17 protein-coding genes and 1 pseudogene are annotated in these 16,913 nt (G+C 60.8%); 7 read left to right on the forward strand and 11 right to left on the reverse strand.

The genetic code is table 11. The features are described from left to right. Positions 1–93: 93 nt before the first annotated feature. Entirely contained in the window at positions 94–792 is a 699-nt protein-coding gene (gene pyrF, locus K5K95_RS00890; protein ID WP_222590259.1) for an orotidine-5'-phosphate decarboxylase, read from the reverse strand. Positions 793–1,085: 293 nt separating this feature from the next. Between pyrF and K5K95_RS00895 the strand changes: the two genes are divergently transcribed. The 3 genes from K5K95_RS00895 (at position 1,086) to xopAW (ending at position 3,782) form a co-directional block, all read left to right on the forward strand. Then, positions 1,086–1,844, forward strand: a complete 759-nt coding sequence (locus K5K95_RS00895; RefSeq protein ID WP_090186861.1) for a response regulator — start codon at positions 1,086–1,088, stop codon at positions 1,842–1,844. Further along, positions 1,844–2,893 carry a sensor histidine kinase gene (locus K5K95_RS00900; protein WP_222588021.1) on the forward strand — a complete coding sequence of 350 codons (1,050 nt, stop codon included), beginning with the start codon at positions 1,844–1,846 and terminating at the stop codon, positions 2,891–2,893. Before K5K95_RS00895 ends, K5K95_RS00900 begins: the two co-directional genes overlap by 1 nt. A gap of 235 nt (positions 2,894–3,128) precedes the next feature. Next, on the forward strand, positions 3,129–3,782 hold the full coding sequence (gene xopAW / locus K5K95_RS00905; protein WP_222588022.1) for an EF-hand domain-containing protein: 654 nt from the start codon (positions 3,129–3,131) through the stop codon (positions 3,780–3,782). Between the two features lie 127 nt (positions 3,783–3,909). Here xopAW and K5K95_RS00910 read toward each other — a convergent pair whose 3' ends face one another. The 10 genes from K5K95_RS00910 to K5K95_RS00955 form a co-directional block, all read right to left on the reverse strand. Next, positions 3,910–4,965, reverse strand: coding sequence for an AI-2E family transporter (locus tag K5K95_RS00910; RefSeq protein ID WP_222588023.1), 1,056 nt, complete (start codon positions 4,963–4,965; stop codon positions 3,910–3,912). Positions 4,966–5,033: 68 nt separating this feature from the next. Then, positions 5,034–5,840 carry a DUF4892 domain-containing protein gene (locus K5K95_RS00915; RefSeq protein ID WP_222588024.1) on the reverse strand — a complete coding sequence of 269 codons (807 nt, stop codon included), beginning with the start codon at positions 5,838–5,840 and terminating at the stop codon, positions 5,034–5,036. 8 nt (positions 5,841–5,848) lie between these two features. Then, on the reverse strand, positions 5,849–6,508 hold the full coding sequence (locus tag K5K95_RS00920; protein ID WP_222588025.1) for a glutathione S-transferase family protein: 660 nt from the start codon (positions 6,506–6,508) through the stop codon (positions 5,849–5,851). Between the two features lie 50 nt (positions 6,509–6,558). After that, entirely contained in the window at positions 6,559–7,413 is an 855-nt protein-coding gene (locus tag K5K95_RS00925) for an alpha/beta hydrolase (protein ID WP_090186877.1), read from the reverse strand. Further along, positions 7,410–8,216, reverse strand: coding sequence for an alpha/beta fold hydrolase (locus K5K95_RS00930; protein ID WP_090186881.1), 807 nt, complete (start codon positions 8,214–8,216; stop codon positions 7,410–7,412). Before K5K95_RS00930 ends, K5K95_RS00925 begins: the two co-directional genes overlap by 4 nt. Positions 8,217–8,418: 202 nt before the next feature. Then, the gene (locus K5K95_RS00935; RefSeq protein ID WP_222588026.1) at positions 8,419–8,862 is read right to left on the reverse strand and encodes a hotdog fold thioesterase; all 444 of its coding nucleotides are present in this window, start codon (positions 8,860–8,862) and stop codon (positions 8,419–8,421) included. Between the two features lie 33 nt (positions 8,863–8,895). Continuing rightward, positions 8,896–10,563 carry an AMP-binding protein gene (locus K5K95_RS00940; protein ID WP_222588027.1) on the reverse strand — a complete coding sequence of 556 codons (1,668 nt, stop codon included), beginning with the start codon at positions 10,561–10,563 and terminating at the stop codon, positions 8,896–8,898. A 205-nt stretch (positions 10,564–10,768) separates the two neighbouring features. Next, positions 10,769–11,224, reverse strand: coding sequence for a phosphohistidine phosphatase SixA (sixA, locus tag K5K95_RS00945; protein WP_222588028.1), 456 nt, complete (start codon positions 11,222–11,224; stop codon positions 10,769–10,771). After that, positions 11,221–11,568: a DUF4389 domain-containing protein gene (locus K5K95_RS00950; protein WP_222588029.1), complete on the reverse strand. Its 348-nt coding sequence runs from the start codon at positions 11,566–11,568 to the stop codon at positions 11,221–11,223. The genes sixA and K5K95_RS00950 overlap by 4 nt, the downstream gene beginning before the upstream one ends. A 31-nt stretch (positions 11,569–11,599) precedes the next feature. Beyond that, a complete protein-coding gene (locus K5K95_RS00955; RefSeq protein WP_222588030.1) occupies positions 11,600–12,625 on the reverse strand; it encodes an NAD(P)H-dependent glycerol-3-phosphate dehydrogenase in 1,026 nt (341 codons plus the stop codon). Positions 12,626–12,910: 285 nt separating this feature from the next. On the opposite strand from K5K95_RS00955, the pseudogene K5K95_RS00960 reads away from it, so the two are divergent. From K5K95_RS00960 to fabA, 4 genes and pseudogenes are all read left to right on the forward strand, one after another. Further along, positions 12,911–13,264, forward strand: a pseudogene (locus K5K95_RS00960) (TonB-dependent receptor domain-containing protein); the annotation flags it as partial. A 48-nt stretch (positions 13,265–13,312) separates the two neighbouring features. Next, positions 13,313–14,245, forward strand: a complete 933-nt coding sequence (locus tag K5K95_RS00965) for an ABC transporter substrate-binding protein (RefSeq protein ID WP_222588031.1) — start codon at positions 13,313–13,315, stop codon at positions 14,243–14,245. After that, positions 14,242–16,143 (forward strand): ATP-binding protein, encoded by a 1,902-nt coding sequence (locus tag K5K95_RS00970; RefSeq protein ID WP_222588032.1) that lies wholly within the window; start codon positions 14,242–14,244, stop codon positions 16,141–16,143. The genes K5K95_RS00965 and K5K95_RS00970 overlap by 4 nt, the downstream gene beginning before the upstream one ends. 248 nt (positions 16,144–16,391) lie before the next feature. Continuing rightward, entirely contained in the window at positions 16,392–16,907 is a 516-nt protein-coding gene (gene fabA, locus K5K95_RS00975) for a 3-hydroxyacyl-[acyl-carrier-protein] dehydratase FabA (protein WP_008148022.1), read from the forward strand. Positions 16,908–16,913 lie beyond the last annotated feature (6 nt).

Consider the following 16,913-nt stretch of genomic DNA (forward strand, 5'->3'; position numbering starts at 1 on the left):
CTCGCGAAGACGGAGTGTCAGTTGACATCAATGTTGCCTGACACGCCGCCTTCGCGAGCAAGCCCGCTCCCACAGTCGATCTTCGGTGTTAGATCAGGCGATTTCAGCTACAACGTCGGCCAACGCCTTGGCCGGATCGGCCGCCTGGCTGATCGGACGGCCGATCACCAGATAATCGGAACCGGCAGCCAGCGCCTGACGCGGCGTCAGGATACGGCGTTGATCGTCCTGCGCACTGCCCGCCGGGCGAATCCCCGGGGTCACCAGTTGCAGCGAAGGGTGAGCCGATTTCAAGGCCTGGGCTTCCAGAGCCGAGCACACCAGACCGTCCATTCCGGCTTTTTCTGCCAGTGCCGCCAGGCGCAGCACCTGCTCCTGCGGCGCGATATCCAGGCCGATACCCGCCAGGTCTTCACGCTCCATGCTGGTCAGCACGGTCACGCCGATCAACAGCGGCTTGGGGCCGGTGCGCTGGTCGAGCACTTCACGGCAGGCCGCCATCATGCGCAGACCGCCGGAGCAGTGCACATTGACCATCCACACGCCCATTTCCGCTGCCGCCTTGACCGCCATGGCCGTGGTGTTCGGAATGTCGTGGAACTTGAGGTCCAGGAACACTTCGAAGCCCTTGTCGCGCAAGGTGCCGACAATTTCCGAGGCGCAGCTGGTGAACAGTTCCTTGCCGACTTTTACCCGGCACAGTTTCGGGTCCAACTGGTCGGCCAGCTTCAGTGCGGCGTCACGGGTGGGGAAATCCAGGGCGACGATGATAGGAGTCTGGCAGACGGACATGTGCGGGCTCTCAGGCAGGACGAAATCGGCGCGCATTGTAGCGGAACCAGCGCCGCTGCGGGACCCGATGATCGGTAAATCGTCCCGAAGACTCAGGCAAGACTAGCTGCTGCGCCGATTGTGTCGAGCCTGATACACACCCGACACGCCCACAACACCCTTCATCATTACCTTCGGCAGCCGCAACACGTCCTTACAGCACTTCCCGCCTCCGGGCCGGACGCCTATGCTGAAGCCACAACCTCGCAGCCTATCTTTGTGGTTGGCAGCCTACCTGGCAGATGAACGCACGCATGCACAGCACCCCAGCACCCTTGAACGACGATCAAAAAGCGCCCGGCGACGACAAGCGCTGGAGCATTCGCGCCCTGATCGTCGACGATGACGTCCCGATCCGCGAGCTGATGATCGACTATCTCGCCCGGTTCAACATTCACGCCAGCGGCGTCACCGACGGTGCCGCGATGCGCCTGGCACTGCAAGCCGAGCATTTCGACGTGGTGGTGCTCGACCTGATGCTCCCTGGCGAAGACGGATTGTCGCTGTGCCGCTGGCTGCGCGCCGAATCGGACATTCCGATCCTGATGCTGACCGCACGCTGCGAACCCACCGACCGGATCATCGGCCTGGAGCTGGGCGCCGACGACTACATGGCCAAGCCGTTCGAACCGCGTGAACTGGTCGCGCGGATTCAGACCATTCTGCGTCGGGTGCGTGACGATCGCACTGAACAGCGTGCGAACATTCGCTTCGACAACTGGCGCCTCAATAGCGTGCTGCGCCAACTGATCGCGGCCGATGGCCTTGTCGTGCCGCTGTCCAACGCCGAATTTCGTTTGCTCTGGGTGTTCATCGAACGTCCGCGCCGGGTACTCAGCCGCGAGCAACTGCTCGACGCCGCCCGCGGTCGCTCGATCGAAGCCTTTGATCGCAGCATCGACTTGCTGGTCTCGCGCTTGCGCCAGAAGCTGGGCGATGACCCCAAAGCCCCACAATTGATCAAAACCGTTCGCGGTGAAGGTTATCTGTTCGACGCACGAGACATCGGCTGATGCGGGCGCGCTTCGATACGCTGTTCGGCCGTCTGTTTGGCGTGCTGCTGCTGGCGATCATCCTGGCGCACTTGTTGGCGTTTGCCTGGTTTCACCATTACGGGCCTCCCCCGCCCCCACCGCCGCCCGGGTTTTCCCAAGGCATCGAGGGGCAGCGTCCACCGATGGGCCCGCGCTTCGAAAACCGGCCACCGCGACCGTGGTTCGGCGGCCCGTTGGTGCCGCTGACCTTCCAGTGTGTCTCGTTGATCATTGCCGCCTGGTACGGCGCCAAGTTGCTCAGTCGACCGATCCAGCGTTTAAGCGATGCCGCCGAGCGCCTGAGTGAGAACCTCGACAGCGCGCCGCTGGAAGAATCCGGTCCACGGGAAGCCCGGCAAGCGGCCTACACCTTTAACTTGATGCAAAAACGCATCATCGAACAAGTGCAGCAGCGCTCGCGGATGCTCGGCGCGGTGTCCCATGACCTGCGTACGCCGCTGTCTCGCCTCAAGCTGCGGCTGGAGAAAATCGACGACGTCAAGTTGCAGGGCCAGATGCGCCAGGACCTGGATGACATGATCGGCATGCTCGATGCCACTCTCACTTATCTGCACGAGCAGCGCACCAGTGAGGCTCGGCAGTGGATGGATGTGCAAGCGCTGGTGGAATCCTTGAGCGAAAACGCCCAGGACCAGGGCGCCGACGTCCAGGCCAGCGGCCACTGCGCGCCGCTGCAAGTGCAGCCGATGGCCTTGCGCTCGTGCATCAATAATCTGTTGGACAACGCCTTGCGCTATGCCGGACAGGCGCTGATCACACTTGAAGACAATCGCGACCTTCTGGTGATCCGGGTCATCGATCACGGCCCGGGTATTGCCGCGGATAAACGTGAGGCGGTGTTCGAACCGTTCTTTCGCCTTGAGGGATCGCGTAACCGCAACTCCGGTGGCGTCGGCCTGGGCATGACCATCGCCCGCGAAGCGGCGGAACGGCTAGGCGGGCAATTGAGCCTGGAAGAAACCCCCGGTGGCGGCCTGACCGCCGTCATCCGCCTGCCCCGCACCTGAACCAAACATACATCCCCTGTGGGAGCGGGCTTGCCCGCGATGAGGGCGTGTCAGTCGATATCAATGTTGCCTGATACACCGCTATCGCGGGCAAGCCCGCTCCCACAGGGTCGGGGTTTAACCTGAGATTTGTGTGTTGCGAACGGTACAAATCCCACATACCGACGACAACTTGCCCCCTGACGCTGCATAAGCCGGTGTACCCACCGGCTTTCCATTCCAGGGAGTGAGTCCAATGATCGGTAGCGTCAGCAACTACACCGCCTATACCAGCGCCACCAGCGCCAGCACCGCCACAACCAACAACGCCCGCAGCCAGCAATTCCAGAAAGAACTGTTCGCCAAGCTCGACAGCAACAGCGACGGGGCGGTGGATCAGGACGAATTGAAAAACGCCCTGTCGCAGAAAGCCGACGATGGCCTGTTGGTCAGCCTGAGCAAAAACTTCGCCAACCTCGACAGCGACAGCAGCGGCAACCTGAGCAGCGAAGAAATGGCCGCAATGGCTCCGCCGCCGCCATCACAGCATGACCAGCCTCCGAGCACCGAACTGGCCGACGCACTGATCAGCGCCCTGGACGCCAACGGTGACGGCACCCTCAGCAGCGATGAACTGAACAGCGCGCTGCAGGCAAGCAACGGCACGTCATCGACCGGCACCGACACCAGCGCTGCGCTACTCAAAGCGCTGGACAGCGACAGCAGCGGTGGCGTCAGTAGCGATGAACTCAAGGCTGCGTTGCAAGCCGGTCGCGAGAAAACCAGCGACAGTTCCACCGATCAGTTCAACGTCAATGACGCGCTGAACAAGATGATCGCCAACCTGAGCAAGCAGTATTCGCTCGATAACGTGGCGAGTGTGGGCAAGTACCTGAACGTGTCGACCTGAGTCAAAAGCATCGCGGGCAAGCCCGCTCCCACAGGAATCCGGATGAAAACACATAACGTGTGAACACCGCGCAACACTGTGGGAGCGGGCTTGCCCGCGATGAGGCCCTGAGCCTCAACGAAAAACCTTAAGGCCGGCGATCTTCTACCCGCGCCTGACTCTTGCTCCAGTCAGTCAACAGACTGTACGCGACCGCCAGCAACGTCGGCCCGATGAACAATCCGATAAAGCCAAACGCAATCAACCCGCCAAACACGCCGAGCAACACGATCACCAGCGGCAAATTTCCGCCGCGGCTGATCAGGTACGGCTTCAGCACGTTGTCGACGCCGCTGATGATGAATGTCCCCCAAATCCCGAGGAACACCGCCATTCCGTATTCGCCTTTCCAGGCCAGCCACGCGGTGGCCGGAATCCAGACCAGGGGTGGCCCCATCGGAATCAGACTCAGAAGGAACGTCACGATGCCTAGCACCAACGCCCCGGGCACCCCGGCAATCAGGAAGCCGATCAAGGCGAGCACCGCCTGCGCCGCCGCGGTCCCTATCACCCCATTCACCACCCGCTGCACCGTCCCCGCCACCAACTCGATGTAATAACCGGCGCGATCACCGATCAGCCGCTCCAGCAAGCCATGAACAAATACCGCCAATCGCGGCCCGTCCCGGTAGAAAAAGAACACGAAGACAATGCTCAGCGTCAGCTCCAGAATCCCGCCACCGATCTGGGCACTGCGCGCCAGCAACCAGTTGCCGACTTGCCCCAGATAAGGTTTGACGGCCACCATCGCCGCCGCGCCCTGCTGGTCGATGCTGTTCCAGATCACCACCAGCCGCGCGCCAACCAGGGGAACGCTGCCCAGCCAGACCGGTGCTTCAGGCAGACCGTCGACCTGTACATCCTTGATGAATGCCGTGGCATCGCGCACATGATCTGCCAGGTTGAAGCCCAGCCATACCAGCGGCACAGCCACCAGCAACATCCAGCCGAGGGTCAGCAGCGCCGCTGCAAGGGATTCACGACCGTTGAGCCAGCGAGTGAGCAAACGCATCAACGGCCAACTGGCAAACGCCAGCACCGCCCCCCAGAACAGCGCCGACCAGAACGGCGCCATCACCCAGAAGCTCGCGCCAAACAGCACCAGGAGCAGAATCTGCACCAACAGCCGATCGTTATTGGGCATGTAGAGTCTCGAGAAAAGTCAGTCAATCAAAAGTAGGCGAACGCGAGGTGCGCGTTCGACTGTGAAGCTTATCGCAACAGTTCGATGCGCAGGCCAGAGCCTTCGGCAGTGCCGGTTTCCATCCGCGCCGCACGCACGCCCTGCCCGATCAGCGCCTGACGCCAGGCTTCGGCCTTGGCCCCTGAAACAGTGATGCGCAACGTGGTGTCCAGATTCAACCCACGGGAAATCAAACGCAACCAGGTCTCATCAGGATCGGCGCTCAGTTTGGGAAAATCGAGTTCACCCGTGCTTTTGAGTTGTCGCAGCAGGGTCGCCGACGTCGGCTGCAAATCGCCCAGCGGGGCTGCGGCGTCGAATTGTTCGACATGCAGATACGCTTTGCGATTGCCGCGCGTGATCCCGTAAAGCGCGACGAGCGTGTTGTCCCGTGGCGCGGCCAGTCGCAGCAGCAAGTACGCCTGCTGGTCGTCGGCCCCGTAGAGTTTGGCGTTGGTGAACACTTCATTGGCCCACAGGCTGCTTTCGCCGCAATCGCGCGCCTGGCACCAGAACAGCAGCTCGGCGCCCTGCTTTTGCAAGGCTTCGCGGGCGGCCGTAAAGGCTTCCGTGGAGGTGTGTTCCGCCGGCAGCTCATAGGTCACCGATGTGGTTTGGCCGCGGGCGCTGACCTGGCCGTCAAAACGCAACTGGCCGCTGATCTTGCGGATCGAGCCCAGCGGATAGATCCGCTCGAGTTCCACCGCCGGGCGATAGTCGACGATCTGCGCATCGGCCAGACGCGGCACGATCGGCAAGTCCTGACTGCCCGGGACATCGGCGGCAAACAACAAGGGACTGAAACAACACAGCGCCAGCACACTGAATGAACGCATGAATAGACTCATCGGATCAGCATGGCCTGGGCACCCTTGATGATACTGGCTTCATCAGTACGCTCCGGCACCAGCAAACCACGCTGCACCGCCGGACGCGCCTCCAGGGTCGACATCCAGCGCTGCAAGGCCGTCAGGCCCTCCACCGAGACACCGGACCACTCATGGCCGCGGACCCACGGGAAGGTGGCGATGTCGGCAATGCTGTACTCGCCGGCCAGAAACTCCACGGCTTGCAGGCGCGTGTCGAGCACTTCATAGAGGCGACGGGTTTCATGTTGATAACGATCGATGGCGCCCTGAAGCTTTTCCGGGAAATAGCGGAAAAACACATTGGCCTGGCCCTGCATCGGACCGATTCCGCCCATCTGGAACATCAGCCACTGCAACACCACCGAGCGCCCTTTAGGGTCCTGGGGCATCAGCTTGCCGCTGAGTTCTGCGAGGTAAATCAGGATCGCGCCAGATTCAAATACGGCGAAATCACCGTTGGCGCGGTCGACAATCGCCGGAATCCGGCCATTGGGATTGATCTTGAGGAAGTCCTCGGACTTCTGTTCCTTTTTGTCGAAACTCAAGGCATGCACCGTGTAGGGCAGGCCGAGTTCCTCGAGCACGATAGAGACCTTGTGGCCATTCGGGGTCGCAGCGGTGTAGAGATCTATCATGGTTGTCTCCCATTTCAACCCGCCCAGCCTCGACAGTTGCCCGGCGCAAGTCAAGGAACGGCGAAGAACCGATTGAAACAGTCTGCGACAAGGTCGGCGCCGGGTTCATCATTGAGGTGCAAATGATGGCCGCCAGGCAGCTGTTCACGGCTAAAGGGTAGACGCTCCAGCAATTCGGGATGTTTGGCGAGCATGCCGTCGGCTGCAACCACCAACAGCGCAGGACAACTGACCCGCTGGACGAAGGCCATTGCCTGTTCGGTTGTCAGACGCAGCGGCGATGGCAGCGTAAGGCGGTTGTCGGTGCGCCAGGTGTAACCGCCCGGCACGGGCATCAGTCCACGTTGGGCCAACAGTTCGGCAGCCTCGCGACTGACCGCCACCAGGCCTTTCATGCGTGCCTCGATGGCACGGTCCAGCGTGGTGTAGACCGGTTTGCGCTTCTCCTGGAGATCCAGTTGCGCCTGCAGGGCCATGCCCATGCGTTCGGCGGCATTTTCGCCTTTGTCTGTAGGAGGAATGACTCCGTCGATCAACGCCAGATGCGTGACGCGCTCGGGCATTGAGCCGGCGATAATCAACGAAGCGATCGCGCCCATGGAATGCCCCATCAGGGCAAATCGCTTCAGTCCAAGCTGTTCGGCGACTTGCAGCACGTCATGGGCGTAGTCCCACATTGCGTAACCGGCACCGGGCGGTCGATGCCCGGAATGACCGTGGCCGGCCATGTCCAGCGCAATGATGCGCAGCCCTTTGAGCTTCGGCGCCAACCGGGCGAAGCTGTTGGCGTTGTCCAGCCAGCCGTGCAAGGCAATCACCGGCAAACCGTCTTCGGGGCCGAACAAGTGCGCCGCCAGTTCGATGTGCGGCAGGCTCAGGCGAACTTCTTCGACGACGTGGTTCATGCGCAATCCTGTTGACGACGACCTTCCCAGCGGCTGAACAGGTTTTTCAGCAGCGTGGCGGTGTCCTGTGGACGTTCGAGGGGAAACATGTGGCCGCCGGGCATCGTCAGGGACTCACCCAGCGGCATGCGCCCAACCGAGCTTGCATGATGACGCATCACCACGCGGCTCTTGTGCCCACGAACCACCGCCAGTGGCACTTTCAATTGTCGGGCACGACCGGGACTGGTGTGCGGCACGCCGCGGTAGATGCTGATTTCCGTGGCAGGGTCGAAGCGCAGACGCAGCTTGTCGCCGACCTTTTGCAAACCGTGTTGCAGGTAGGCGTCGAAGCACTCCGGATCAAAGCCACGGAACAGGGTTTTGCCGGCGAAATAGAGTCGCGCCGCTTCCAGGTCAGCGAACTCTTCCCGCCGCCCCAGCGTACGGCCAGCGGGCGTCAGGCGATCAATAAAACCGAAGCGCTTGGCAGCGCGAATCACCCATTGATCGGCGCGGGTCAGCACCGGCGAATCGAGCATCACCACACCGCGGTACAACTCTGGGCAACGCAGCGCCGCGTGCAGGTGCAACACGCCACCGAAGGAATGGCCGACGCCCCACACCGGTTCCGGTTGTTGCTTGAGGTGATGGATCAGTTCGTCCACCAGGTTGTGCCAGTTATCGTCCGCCGGGAAACGCGGGTCGTGGGCGTGCTGTTCCAGATGCGTCACCTGGTACTCGGGCGCCAGCGCCGCGAACAACTTGCCGTAGGTCCCCGAAGGAAAGCCATTGGCGTGGGCGAAAAAGATCTGTTGCGACATACCGGTCGATCCATCAACGAAAACAAAGGCTGATTGTCCGTAAGACCACGCCCTACGGCAATGACCATAACTGCCAGGAATGGTGGTAGGAGATATCGCGCAGATCAAAAGATCGCAGCCTCGTTGCACTCGACAGCTCCTACACATTCCCCTGTAGGAGCTATCGAGTGCAACGAGGCTGCGATCCTTTGATTAATAAACATCAACGCGCGGGAGGATTCTCACCCAGCGACACCACCGCCATCGTCAGCCGGGACACGCAACTGGCCTTGCCCTCATCGCTGGTCAGGCGAATATCCCAGACATGCGTCGTGCGTCCGATGTGAATCGCCTTGGCCACCGCGGTCACCCGCCCACTACGCAGTCCGCGCAAATGGTTGGCGTTGATTTCCAGGCCCACGCAATAGAACTTGCTCGCATCGATGCACAGGTAACTGGCCATTGAACCGACCGATTCGGCCAGCACCACCGACGCGCCGCCGTGCAGCAACCCGTAAGGCTGGTGAGTGCGGTGGTCGATGACCATGCTGGCGGTCAGGGACTCTTCGTCGAAGGCTTCGAAGCGAATATCCAGCACTTCGCCGATGGTGTTTTTCTGGATTGCGTTCAACTGCTCGATGTTGGGAGTAGTACGCCACAGACTCATCGTTGCTTTCCTTTATTGGATTTTGTTCGTGGCTCAATCCTGCCACAGCACCGCCTCGCTGCGCTCGCTCCATTCTTCGAAGCGCGCGCCATAAGCCGCCTCGATCACGTTGCGCTTGATCTTCAGCGTCGGCGTCAGAAAGCCGTTTTCCACCGCCCAACTGTCCTTGACCACCACCAACCGGCGCAGGCGTTCGTGCTTGTCGAGCGCAGCGTTGACCTCCTCCAGCAGTTTTTCCAGGCTCGAATGCAGCCCGGCCCGCGCCGTTCCGCTGGCGTCCTGCTGGCCGACTGCCGACAGCACGCACAACCCCAGCGGCGCACTCAAGCCATCGCCCACCACGCACACCTGTTCGATCCGCGAATGCACCGCCAGACGGTTTTCGATCGGCGCCGGGGCAACGTATTTGCCTTTGCTGGTCTTGAAGATTTCCTTCAGTCGCCCGGTCAGGCGCAGGTTACCCTCGGCATCTTGCTCGCCCTTGTCGCCGGTGCGCAGGAAGCCATCCTCGGTGATGGTTTCAGCGGTTTTCCCGGGTTCCTTGAAATAGCCAAGCATGGTCGCGCCACTGCGCACCATGACCTCGCCTGATTCGGCGATCCGCACTTCGACCTCTGGGCAGGGTTTGCCGATCCAGCCGGGTTTGTTCTCGCCAGGGTGGCAGATATGGGAATACCCGCAGCTCTCGGTCATGCCGTAGACCTCCAGCACATCCAGCCCCAGTTTGCGGTACCACAGCAACAAGGTCTGCGGCACGGGCGCGGCGCCAGACAAGGCGATGCGCAACGCATCCAGTCCCAACCCGGCGAGCACTTTGTGCCCGACCCGCTTGCCAATGAAGGGCAGCCCGAGCAGGAAGTCGAGGCGTTTCGCCGGGATCTTGCTGTACACGCCCATCTGGAACTTGGTCCAGATGCGCGGCACACCGAACAGCGCGGTCGGGCGTGCGCGCTGCAAGTCTGTGAGGAAAGTGTCGAGGCTCTCGGCAAAGAACACGGTTTGGCCGGTGTAGATCGATGCCAGTTCGACGAACATGCGCTCCGCAACATGGCACAGCGGCAGATAGGACAACAAACGGTCCGATTCATTGAGGCCAAACAACTGGGTGCCATGCGTGGTGGCGAATCCCAGGTTGCCGAAACTGTGCATCACGCCCTTGGGCAGGCCGGTGGTGCCGGAGGTGTAGATGATGGTTGCCAACTGATCGGCCGCCGGTTTGGGGTCGTCCTGGATCGGCGAGCTTTTTTGCAGATCGTCCCAGCTGAAATCGAAGCGCCCGGGCGGGTGCAACGGCAGGCTGATGGTCGGCAGATCAGGGCTGACACCGCGGGACATACTCGGCCAGTCATCGAGCTTGCCGATGAACGCCAGCGCCGCTTCGGAGTGGTCGAGCACTTGCGCCACGGACTCGGCGGTGAGGTTGGGGTACAGCGGCACCGACACGTGGCCAGCCATCCAGATCGCCAGGTCGGCGATGATCCAGTGGGCGCAGTTTTTCGAGATCAGGGCGATGTGGCTGCCTTGGGGCAGTTCGCGGGCTCGCAGCCAGTGCGCAGCGCAGCGGGCCTGATGGCCGACGTCGGCCCAGGTCAGGGTCTCGACTTGTCCGCCGCCCGTGGGCTGGACCAGAAAACGCTGGCGGGGATGGCGGGCTTCGCGCTCGTAAAAGACGTCCAGCGGCAAACGAACAGCAGCAGGCATGCGACTCGCTCCTTTTTTTGGTCTGGAGCAAGCGTAGTCAACCAAGCGGTTGCTTGGTTAACTATTTCACTAGAAAATCAGCAGCACCGCCGACCCTGTGGGAGCGGGCTTGCCCGCGAAAGCATCGACCCGGTCTTTCTGGAAGAGCGTGGTGCCTGCATCGCGGGCAAGCCACGCTCCCACAGGGATACGGTTTTTGAAGTTACTAGGGGTGCTTTATGCCGTTGAGCTTCATCGATCCAATCAACAGTTCATTGCCCTCAAGCTCGGCCAGTCCGGCAGTACCGACCTTCTCCGGAGGATATCCAGCGCCATGTTGCAGATAGCTGAGCAAGTTACCCACCAGCGGATTGTGGCTGACCAAAAGAACGTTACTCACTGACACCAACTGCTCGGCCACCTTGTCCGGGTCGATTTCCGGGGTGAGCCACTCGACAGTGCGGATCTCCGGTTCGAAACCCAGTGCTTCTCGCACCAGTTGAGCAGTTTCCTGCGCTCTGCGATACGGGCTGGCGTAGATCGCGGTAAGCGGTTCGCCAATTAACTTGGCAGCGCTGCGCAGCACTTCTTTACGACCATTGTCCGTCAATGCCCGTTCCGAATCGTGGTTCTTGGAACCGTGTGGCTCGGCTTCACCATGACGCAATACCCAGAGTTTCATAGCTTGGGCTCCTCATCTCGGGCCGGATGTGGCGCAGGCGCCACGACGTGCGGCGCTTCACCTTCCGGAGTACGCGGCGTCGGCCAGTCGGCGAACGGCCAGGGCTTCTGGTCGCTGTGAAAGCTGCCGAAACGACCGATCTGCGCCAAAAACTGGCTCAGGCTGTCGCCGAAGTTCATCAGGCTGGCGCTCGGGGCGCCATAAATCAAACGATAGATCAGTTGGACCAGCACCACCGCGCCAAGGATGAACTGCGCCACTTGCCAGACCAGCAAGAAGACGATCATCCACAGCACGCGCAGCAAGATGGATTCGTAACCGGATTCTGTTTTCGGATCGTTCATAGCTATCTCCTGCTCCTTTTGGAAAGCGTGCTCAGTTGAAACCGCTGGTCGAAATAAAGTCGACGTCGGTTTTCGGTTCGCCGCGCATCAACAGCCCAATCACTTGATCAAGCGTGCGCCCTTCGAACAGGATCGCGTGCAATCCGGCGACCAGCGGCATATAGACGCCGACCTCCTGAGCCTTGGCCTTGAGCACTTTCAGTGTATTCACCCCTTCGGCCACTTCGCCCAGGCGGGTCACCGCCTCCTCAAGGCTCAAGCCCTGACCGAGGGCAAAACCGACCTGATAGTTACGGCTTTTGGGTGAGGAGCAAGTCACGATCAGGTCGCCGACACCGGCGAGCCCCAGGAACGTCATCGGGTTGGCGCCCTGATTGACCGCGAAACGAGTCATTTCCGCCAGTGCGCGGGTGATCAGCATGCTCTTGGTGTTTTCACCCATGCCCAGTGCCACCGCCATGCCGGCGATGATCGCGTAGACATTCTTCAACGCCCCGCCCAACTCCACGCCAAAGCGGTCCGCACTGGCGTAGACACGAAAAGTGCGGCCGTGCAGCGCTTCCTGGACGCGTTGGCACAATTCTTCGTCTTCGCTGGCCACCACCGTGGCGGTCAGCGCGTGTTCGGCGATTTCACGGGCCAGGTTCGGCCCGGACAACACGCCGATGCGCGCTTGCGGTGCGATTTCTTCGAGGATCTGGCTCATGAGCTTGAACGTGTGGGCTTCGATGCCTTTGGTCAGGCTCACCAGCAATTTGCCGCTCAAAAGCTCGGCATGCGGGGCCAGCACCGAGCGCAGCGCGCTGGACGGCAGTGCGACAAAACACAAGTCGCAGGCTTGCAGGGTTGCCTGCATGTCGGTCACCGGCTCCACGGCCGGCAGAATCTTGATGCCTTTGAGGTAACGCGGGTTCTCGCGATTGACCCGAATGGACTCGGCCTGTTCAGGGTCACGCATCCACTGCCGGACCTGATGCCCGTTCTCGGCCAGTAGATTGGCCACGGCGGTACCAAAACTTCCGCCTCCCAGGACCGCAATTGGGCGCTGTTCAGTCATATGTAATCCGTTAATCCATACCAGTGGCGATGTCGGCATTATACGGAGCGGCCCAGTGGCGGCCAGTCCCCGCATCAATTACCGGTATTTGTAGGAAGAAGACCAACAAACACGAGGAAAATGCCTTCATCGTGACTGGAAAAGTAGTAGCGCTCGGTTAACATGCGCGCCAACTAATCGCTATCAGGGATGTTTCGTGTCGTTAGGCACTCCTTCACCTCGCTCGCCGCTGGTCCTGGCACTGATTTTCAGCTCGCCAGCGCTGCCCGACGACTTGTTCCTCGACAAGACCAGAGCACCCGGGAGTCGCGCTACGACCTCGAATTGCAGGACACTCTCAGCCTGTCCGACAGCCTGCGACTGGTCAGCGGCATGAACTATCGTTACGACCGGGCAGAATCCGAGACCTGCTTTAACGGCACGCTCGACGACACCACCTGGCGGACATTTGGCCAACTCGAGTGGCGGGCCACCGAACACTGGTTGCGGCAGGGCGGAGCAATGTTCGAAGACACGCAATTGACTGGCAGCTCGCTGACCCCACGGGTCGCCGTCAACTATTATCTGATCACCCCGCGCCACGGCTTGGGCGCCGTGTATTCGCAAGCCGTCCGCTCGCCGGACATGTTCGAGAACAACTATGACGAGCGCCGGGTGCTCTACTTCAGCGCGGAGCTGACGTTTTAAATGCTGCGTCGCCTGTCGCGGAAGTTGCCAAGCCTTGGCCGCCTGCTGGCAGGGTTGTGCCTGCTCCTGGCTGGCCTGCTTGGCTGCCTTCCAACACAGGCTGCCGACATTCTGTTGACCGGCGTAGAAGACAACCCCGGCGTGCAATCTTTCGCCCACGCACTGAGTGAACTGCGCCCTGCCGACACCGTGCGTTTCCAGACCTTGGCGAGTCTTCCGGTCCCTGGCAAGCTGCCAGTCAGCACCCGGCTGATCCTGCTCGATCTGCCGAGTCTCGACTGGCGCCTGCAAGACGCCCAAGGCCCGGCGACGCTGGTCCTGCGCATCAGCCGCTTGCAGGCCCACCAACGCTTCGGCACTCACCTGCCGCCGCACTTGAGTCTACTCTGGAGTGATCCGCCACTGGATCGTCAATTGCGCCTGATCCGGCTCATCCTGCCCCAGGCCCATCGGGTCGGCGTGCTGTACGACAGTCACAGTGAATTCCTTTTGCAAGAACTGCATCTGGCCGCTCAGACTTTGGGACTTGAACTGGTCACCGAGCGCTGGGATAACACCAGCGACAGTCGCCCCTTGCAGGCCCTGTTGAAAAGCAGCGACGTGCTGCTGGGGCTCGACGATCCCAATGTGTACAACCCCAAAACCGCGAAAAACCTGCTGCTGAGCAGCTATACGCGGCAACTGGCGCTGATCGGCCCCAACGCCGCATTCGTCAAGGCCGGCAGCCTGGCCAGCACCTACAGCGATCAACATGACTGGCTGGCGGTGCTCAACGAATTGCTCGACCGTTCACCCAGCAGTTGGCCACGCATGCTCTATCCGCACCACTTCAAAGTTTTAAGCAACCCGCAGGTGGCTCGTTCATTAGGTATTGAGCCGTTGAATGAAGCGTCTGTCGCCACCCAGCTGGCTGAAGGAGAAAACCGTCCATGACCTTCCGACGCCGTTGGGACATCAACACCCGCACGCAGATGATCAGCCTCGGCCCTGCCCTGTTGCTGACGCTGCTGCTGATCAGCTTCTTCACCTTCGTGCGCCTTCAGGACCTGCGTCAGGAACTCAATCACACCGGTCAGATGATCGCCAACCAGCTGGCACCGGCCACGGAATACGGGGTGATTTCAGGCAACAACGACGTCCTCGAAAGCTTGCTCAAGGCGACGCTGGCCACGCCCAACGTGCGCTTTCTGGAAGTCCAGGACAGCGCCAACCGGATTCTGGTGTATGTCGAGCAACCGTCGGAAACCCACACGCGTTCACACCAGGTCGAAGTGTTCCAGGCACCGGTACGGTTGCAGCGGATCGCCCTGAACACTGATTTTTTCCAGGGCAACAAAGCGGCCAACACCGCGCCGCCCGAGGACTATCTGGGCCGGGTGATTGTCGGCTTGTCCAATGATGCGTTCAGCCAGCGCCAGCAGGAAATCCTGTTCAAGGCCGGGATCCTCGCCTTGTTCGCCCTGCTGTTTACCTTTCTGGTGGCCCGACGCCTGGCCGGCAGCTTGTCGCAGCCGATTCGCGACATTGGCCACGCCGTGAAAGCGATTCAGCAGGGCGACTACAAGAAGCCCCTACCGATAGTCGACGACACCGAACTGGGCGCGCTGTCGCAACACATCAATAATCTTGCCCACGGCCTCGAACAAGCCAGCCGCGAACAGCATCAGGCCATGGCACAGTTGATCAAGACGCGTGAAGAAGCGGAAAAAGCCAACAACGCCAAGTCTGACTTCCTGGCGATGATGAGCCACGAACTGCGCACTCCGATGAACGGCGTGCTCGGAATGCTGCAACTGCTGGAAACCACCGACATGACCGAGGAGCAGGTGGAATATGCGGCACTGGCTTCGGAGTCCACCGAACACTTGCTCAAAGTGATCAATGACATTCTCGACTTCTCGCGCATCGAGCGCTCGGAACTGGAGCTGGAACACATCCCGTTCAACCTCGCGGACCTGATCAGCAGCTGCGCCCAGTCCTTTTCGCACGGCGCGGCGCAACGCGGGCTCGACCTGGCGTTGACGATTCCCGAGGACATGCGCGCGTTGCAGGTCCAGGGCGATCCCACACGAATCAGGCAGATTCTGGTCAACCTGGTGGGCAATGCGCTGAAATTCACCGAGCACGGCCGAGTCAGCATCGAGCCGCAGTGGCAGTCGCTGGACCATGAATTGCTGTGGTTTACCTGCACCGTGCGCGACAGCGGGATCGGCATCTCGGCCGAAAGCCTGGAATTGATGTTCAACGCGTTCCAGCAGGCCGACAGCTCTATTTCAAGGCGTTACGGCGGCACCGGGCTGGGCCTGCCGATTGCCCGCACCCTGGCCGAACGCATGGGCGGCACCTTGCGTGCACAGAGCCAGGAAGGTGTGGGGTCGGTGTTTACCCTGGAAATTCCGCTGGCGCTTTATAAGCAGTCGTTGCCGGAGCGGTTGCCGCGCGCCCTGACCGGAGACAGCCATGGCGAAGGGCGCAATGTGTTGCTGGTGGAAGACAACCCGGTCAACCAGACAGTCATTGAAGCAATGTTGCGCAGCCTGGGCTTTACTGTCAGCGTCGCCACCGATGGCGCGCAAGCGGTGCTCAGTGCCGAAAGCCTGATTTTCGAAGCGATTCTGATGGACTGCCGGCTGCCGATCATTGATGGCTATGAAGCCACTCGCCAGATTCGCCAGTTGCCGGGCTGCGTGGACCTGCCGATCATCGCCCTGACCGCCAACGCCTTGCAGGGCGACCGGGAAGCATGTTTATCGGCAGGAATGAACGATTACCTGGCCAAGCCGTTCAAACGCACGGATCTGCAGCAAATTCTGCAGCGCTGGGTGCAGTAGTGCAGGCCTTTCGACCATCTGCGACTGGCGTGAAAGTCGAAAGTGCGGCAGTCTTAGGCACCCGAACAAGCCCGAAAAGGGGCTTGAATAATAATTTCAGTGCACAAGTGTACATTCATGTCCTTGGTGCTGTGACTTTCACCACAACGCAATAGTCTATGAGTAGGCTGCTGACTCGAGGCATGAACGCCTCGATCGGCCGGGAAGATTTGCCCCACCCTGCCGCATGGGACTATTGAGGAGCTCGCATGACCCAACAAAACGCCTTTACTCGGGAAGACCTGCTGCGCTGCAGTCGCGGTGAGCTGTTCGGCCCAGGTAACGCACAACTGCCCGCCCCGAACATGCTGATGGTGGATCGCATCACCCATATCAGTGCCGAGGGTGGCAAGTACGGCAAAGGTGAATTGGTCGCCGAGCTGGATATCACTCCGGACCTGTGGTTTTTCGCCTGCCACTTCGAAGGTGATCCGGTGATGCCAGGCTGCCTGGGCCTCGACGCCATGTGGCAACTGGTCGGCTTCTTCCTCGGCTGGCAAGGTCTGCCGGGCCGTGGTCGTGCGCTGGGTTCGGGCGAAGTGAAATTCTTCGGCCAGGTCCTGCCGACCGCCAAGAAAGTTACCTATAACATTCAGATCAAGCGCGTGCTCAAGGGCAAGCTGAACCTGGCCATCGCCGATGGTTCGGTCAGTGTCGACGGCCGCGAGATCTACACCGCCGAAGGCCTTCGGGTCGGCGTTTTCACCTCCACTGACAACTTCTAAGGGTTA

Origin of the sequence: Pseudomonas sp. DR48 (assembly GCF_019823085.1) — a bacterium.
Lineage (GTDB): Bacteria > Pseudomonadota > Gammaproteobacteria > Pseudomonadales > Pseudomonadaceae > Aquipseudomonas.

Coding starts and splice junctions, on each gene's coding strand:
- K5K95_RS00940 (WP_222588027.1), bottom strand. CDS start 10,563: ATGCCTGCTGCTGTTCGTTTGCCGCTGGACGTCTTTTACGAGCGCGAA.
- sixA (WP_222588028.1), bottom strand. CDS start 11,224: ATGAAACTCTGGGTATTGCGTCATGGTGAAGCCGAGCCACACGGTTCC.
- K5K95_RS00925 (WP_090186877.1), bottom strand. CDS start 7,413: ATGAACCACGTCGTCGAAGAAGTTCGCCTGAGCCTGCCGCACATCGAA.
- K5K95_RS00965 (WP_222588031.1), top strand. CDS start 13,313: ATGCTGCGTCGCCTGTCGCGGAAGTTGCCAAGCCTTGGCCGCCTGCTG.
- K5K95_RS00935 (WP_222588026.1), bottom strand. CDS start 8,862: ATGAGTCTGTGGCGTACTACTCCCAACATCGAGCAGTTGAACGCAATC.
- K5K95_RS00900 (WP_222588021.1), top strand. CDS start 1,844: ATGCGGGCGCGCTTCGATACGCTGTTCGGCCGTCTGTTTGGCGTGCTG.
- K5K95_RS00955 (WP_222588030.1), bottom strand. CDS start 12,625: ATGACTGAACAGCGCCCAATTGCGGTCCTGGGAGGCGGAAGTTTTGGT.
- pyrF (WP_222590259.1), bottom strand. CDS start 792: ATGTCCGTCTGCCAGACTCCTATCATCGTCGCCCTGGATTTCCCCACC.
- fabA (WP_008148022.1), top strand. CDS start 16,392: ATGACCCAACAAAACGCCTTTACTCGGGAAGACCTGCTGCGCTGCAGT.
- K5K95_RS00915 (WP_222588024.1), bottom strand. CDS start 5,840: ATGCGTTCATTCAGTGTGCTGGCGCTGTGTTGTTTCAGTCCCTTGTTG.
- xopAW (WP_222588022.1), top strand. CDS start 3,129: ATGATCGGTAGCGTCAGCAACTACACCGCCTATACCAGCGCCACCAGC.
- K5K95_RS00895 (WP_090186861.1), top strand. CDS start 1,086: ATGCACAGCACCCCAGCACCCTTGAACGACGATCAAAAAGCGCCCGGC.
- K5K95_RS00950 (WP_222588029.1), bottom strand. CDS start 11,568: ATGAACGATCCGAAAACAGAATCCGGTTACGAATCCATCTTGCTGCGC.
- K5K95_RS00970 (WP_222588032.1), top strand. CDS start 14,242: ATGACCTTCCGACGCCGTTGGGACATCAACACCCGCACGCAGATGATC.
- K5K95_RS00920 (WP_222588025.1), bottom strand. CDS start 6,508: ATGATAGATCTCTACACCGCTGCGACCCCGAATGGCCACAAGGTCTCT.
- K5K95_RS00930 (WP_090186881.1), bottom strand. CDS start 8,216: ATGTCGCAACAGATCTTTTTCGCCCACGCCAATGGCTTTCCTTCGGGG.
- K5K95_RS00910 (WP_222588023.1), bottom strand. CDS start 4,965: ATGCCCAATAACGATCGGCTGTTGGTGCAGATTCTGCTCCTGGTGCTG.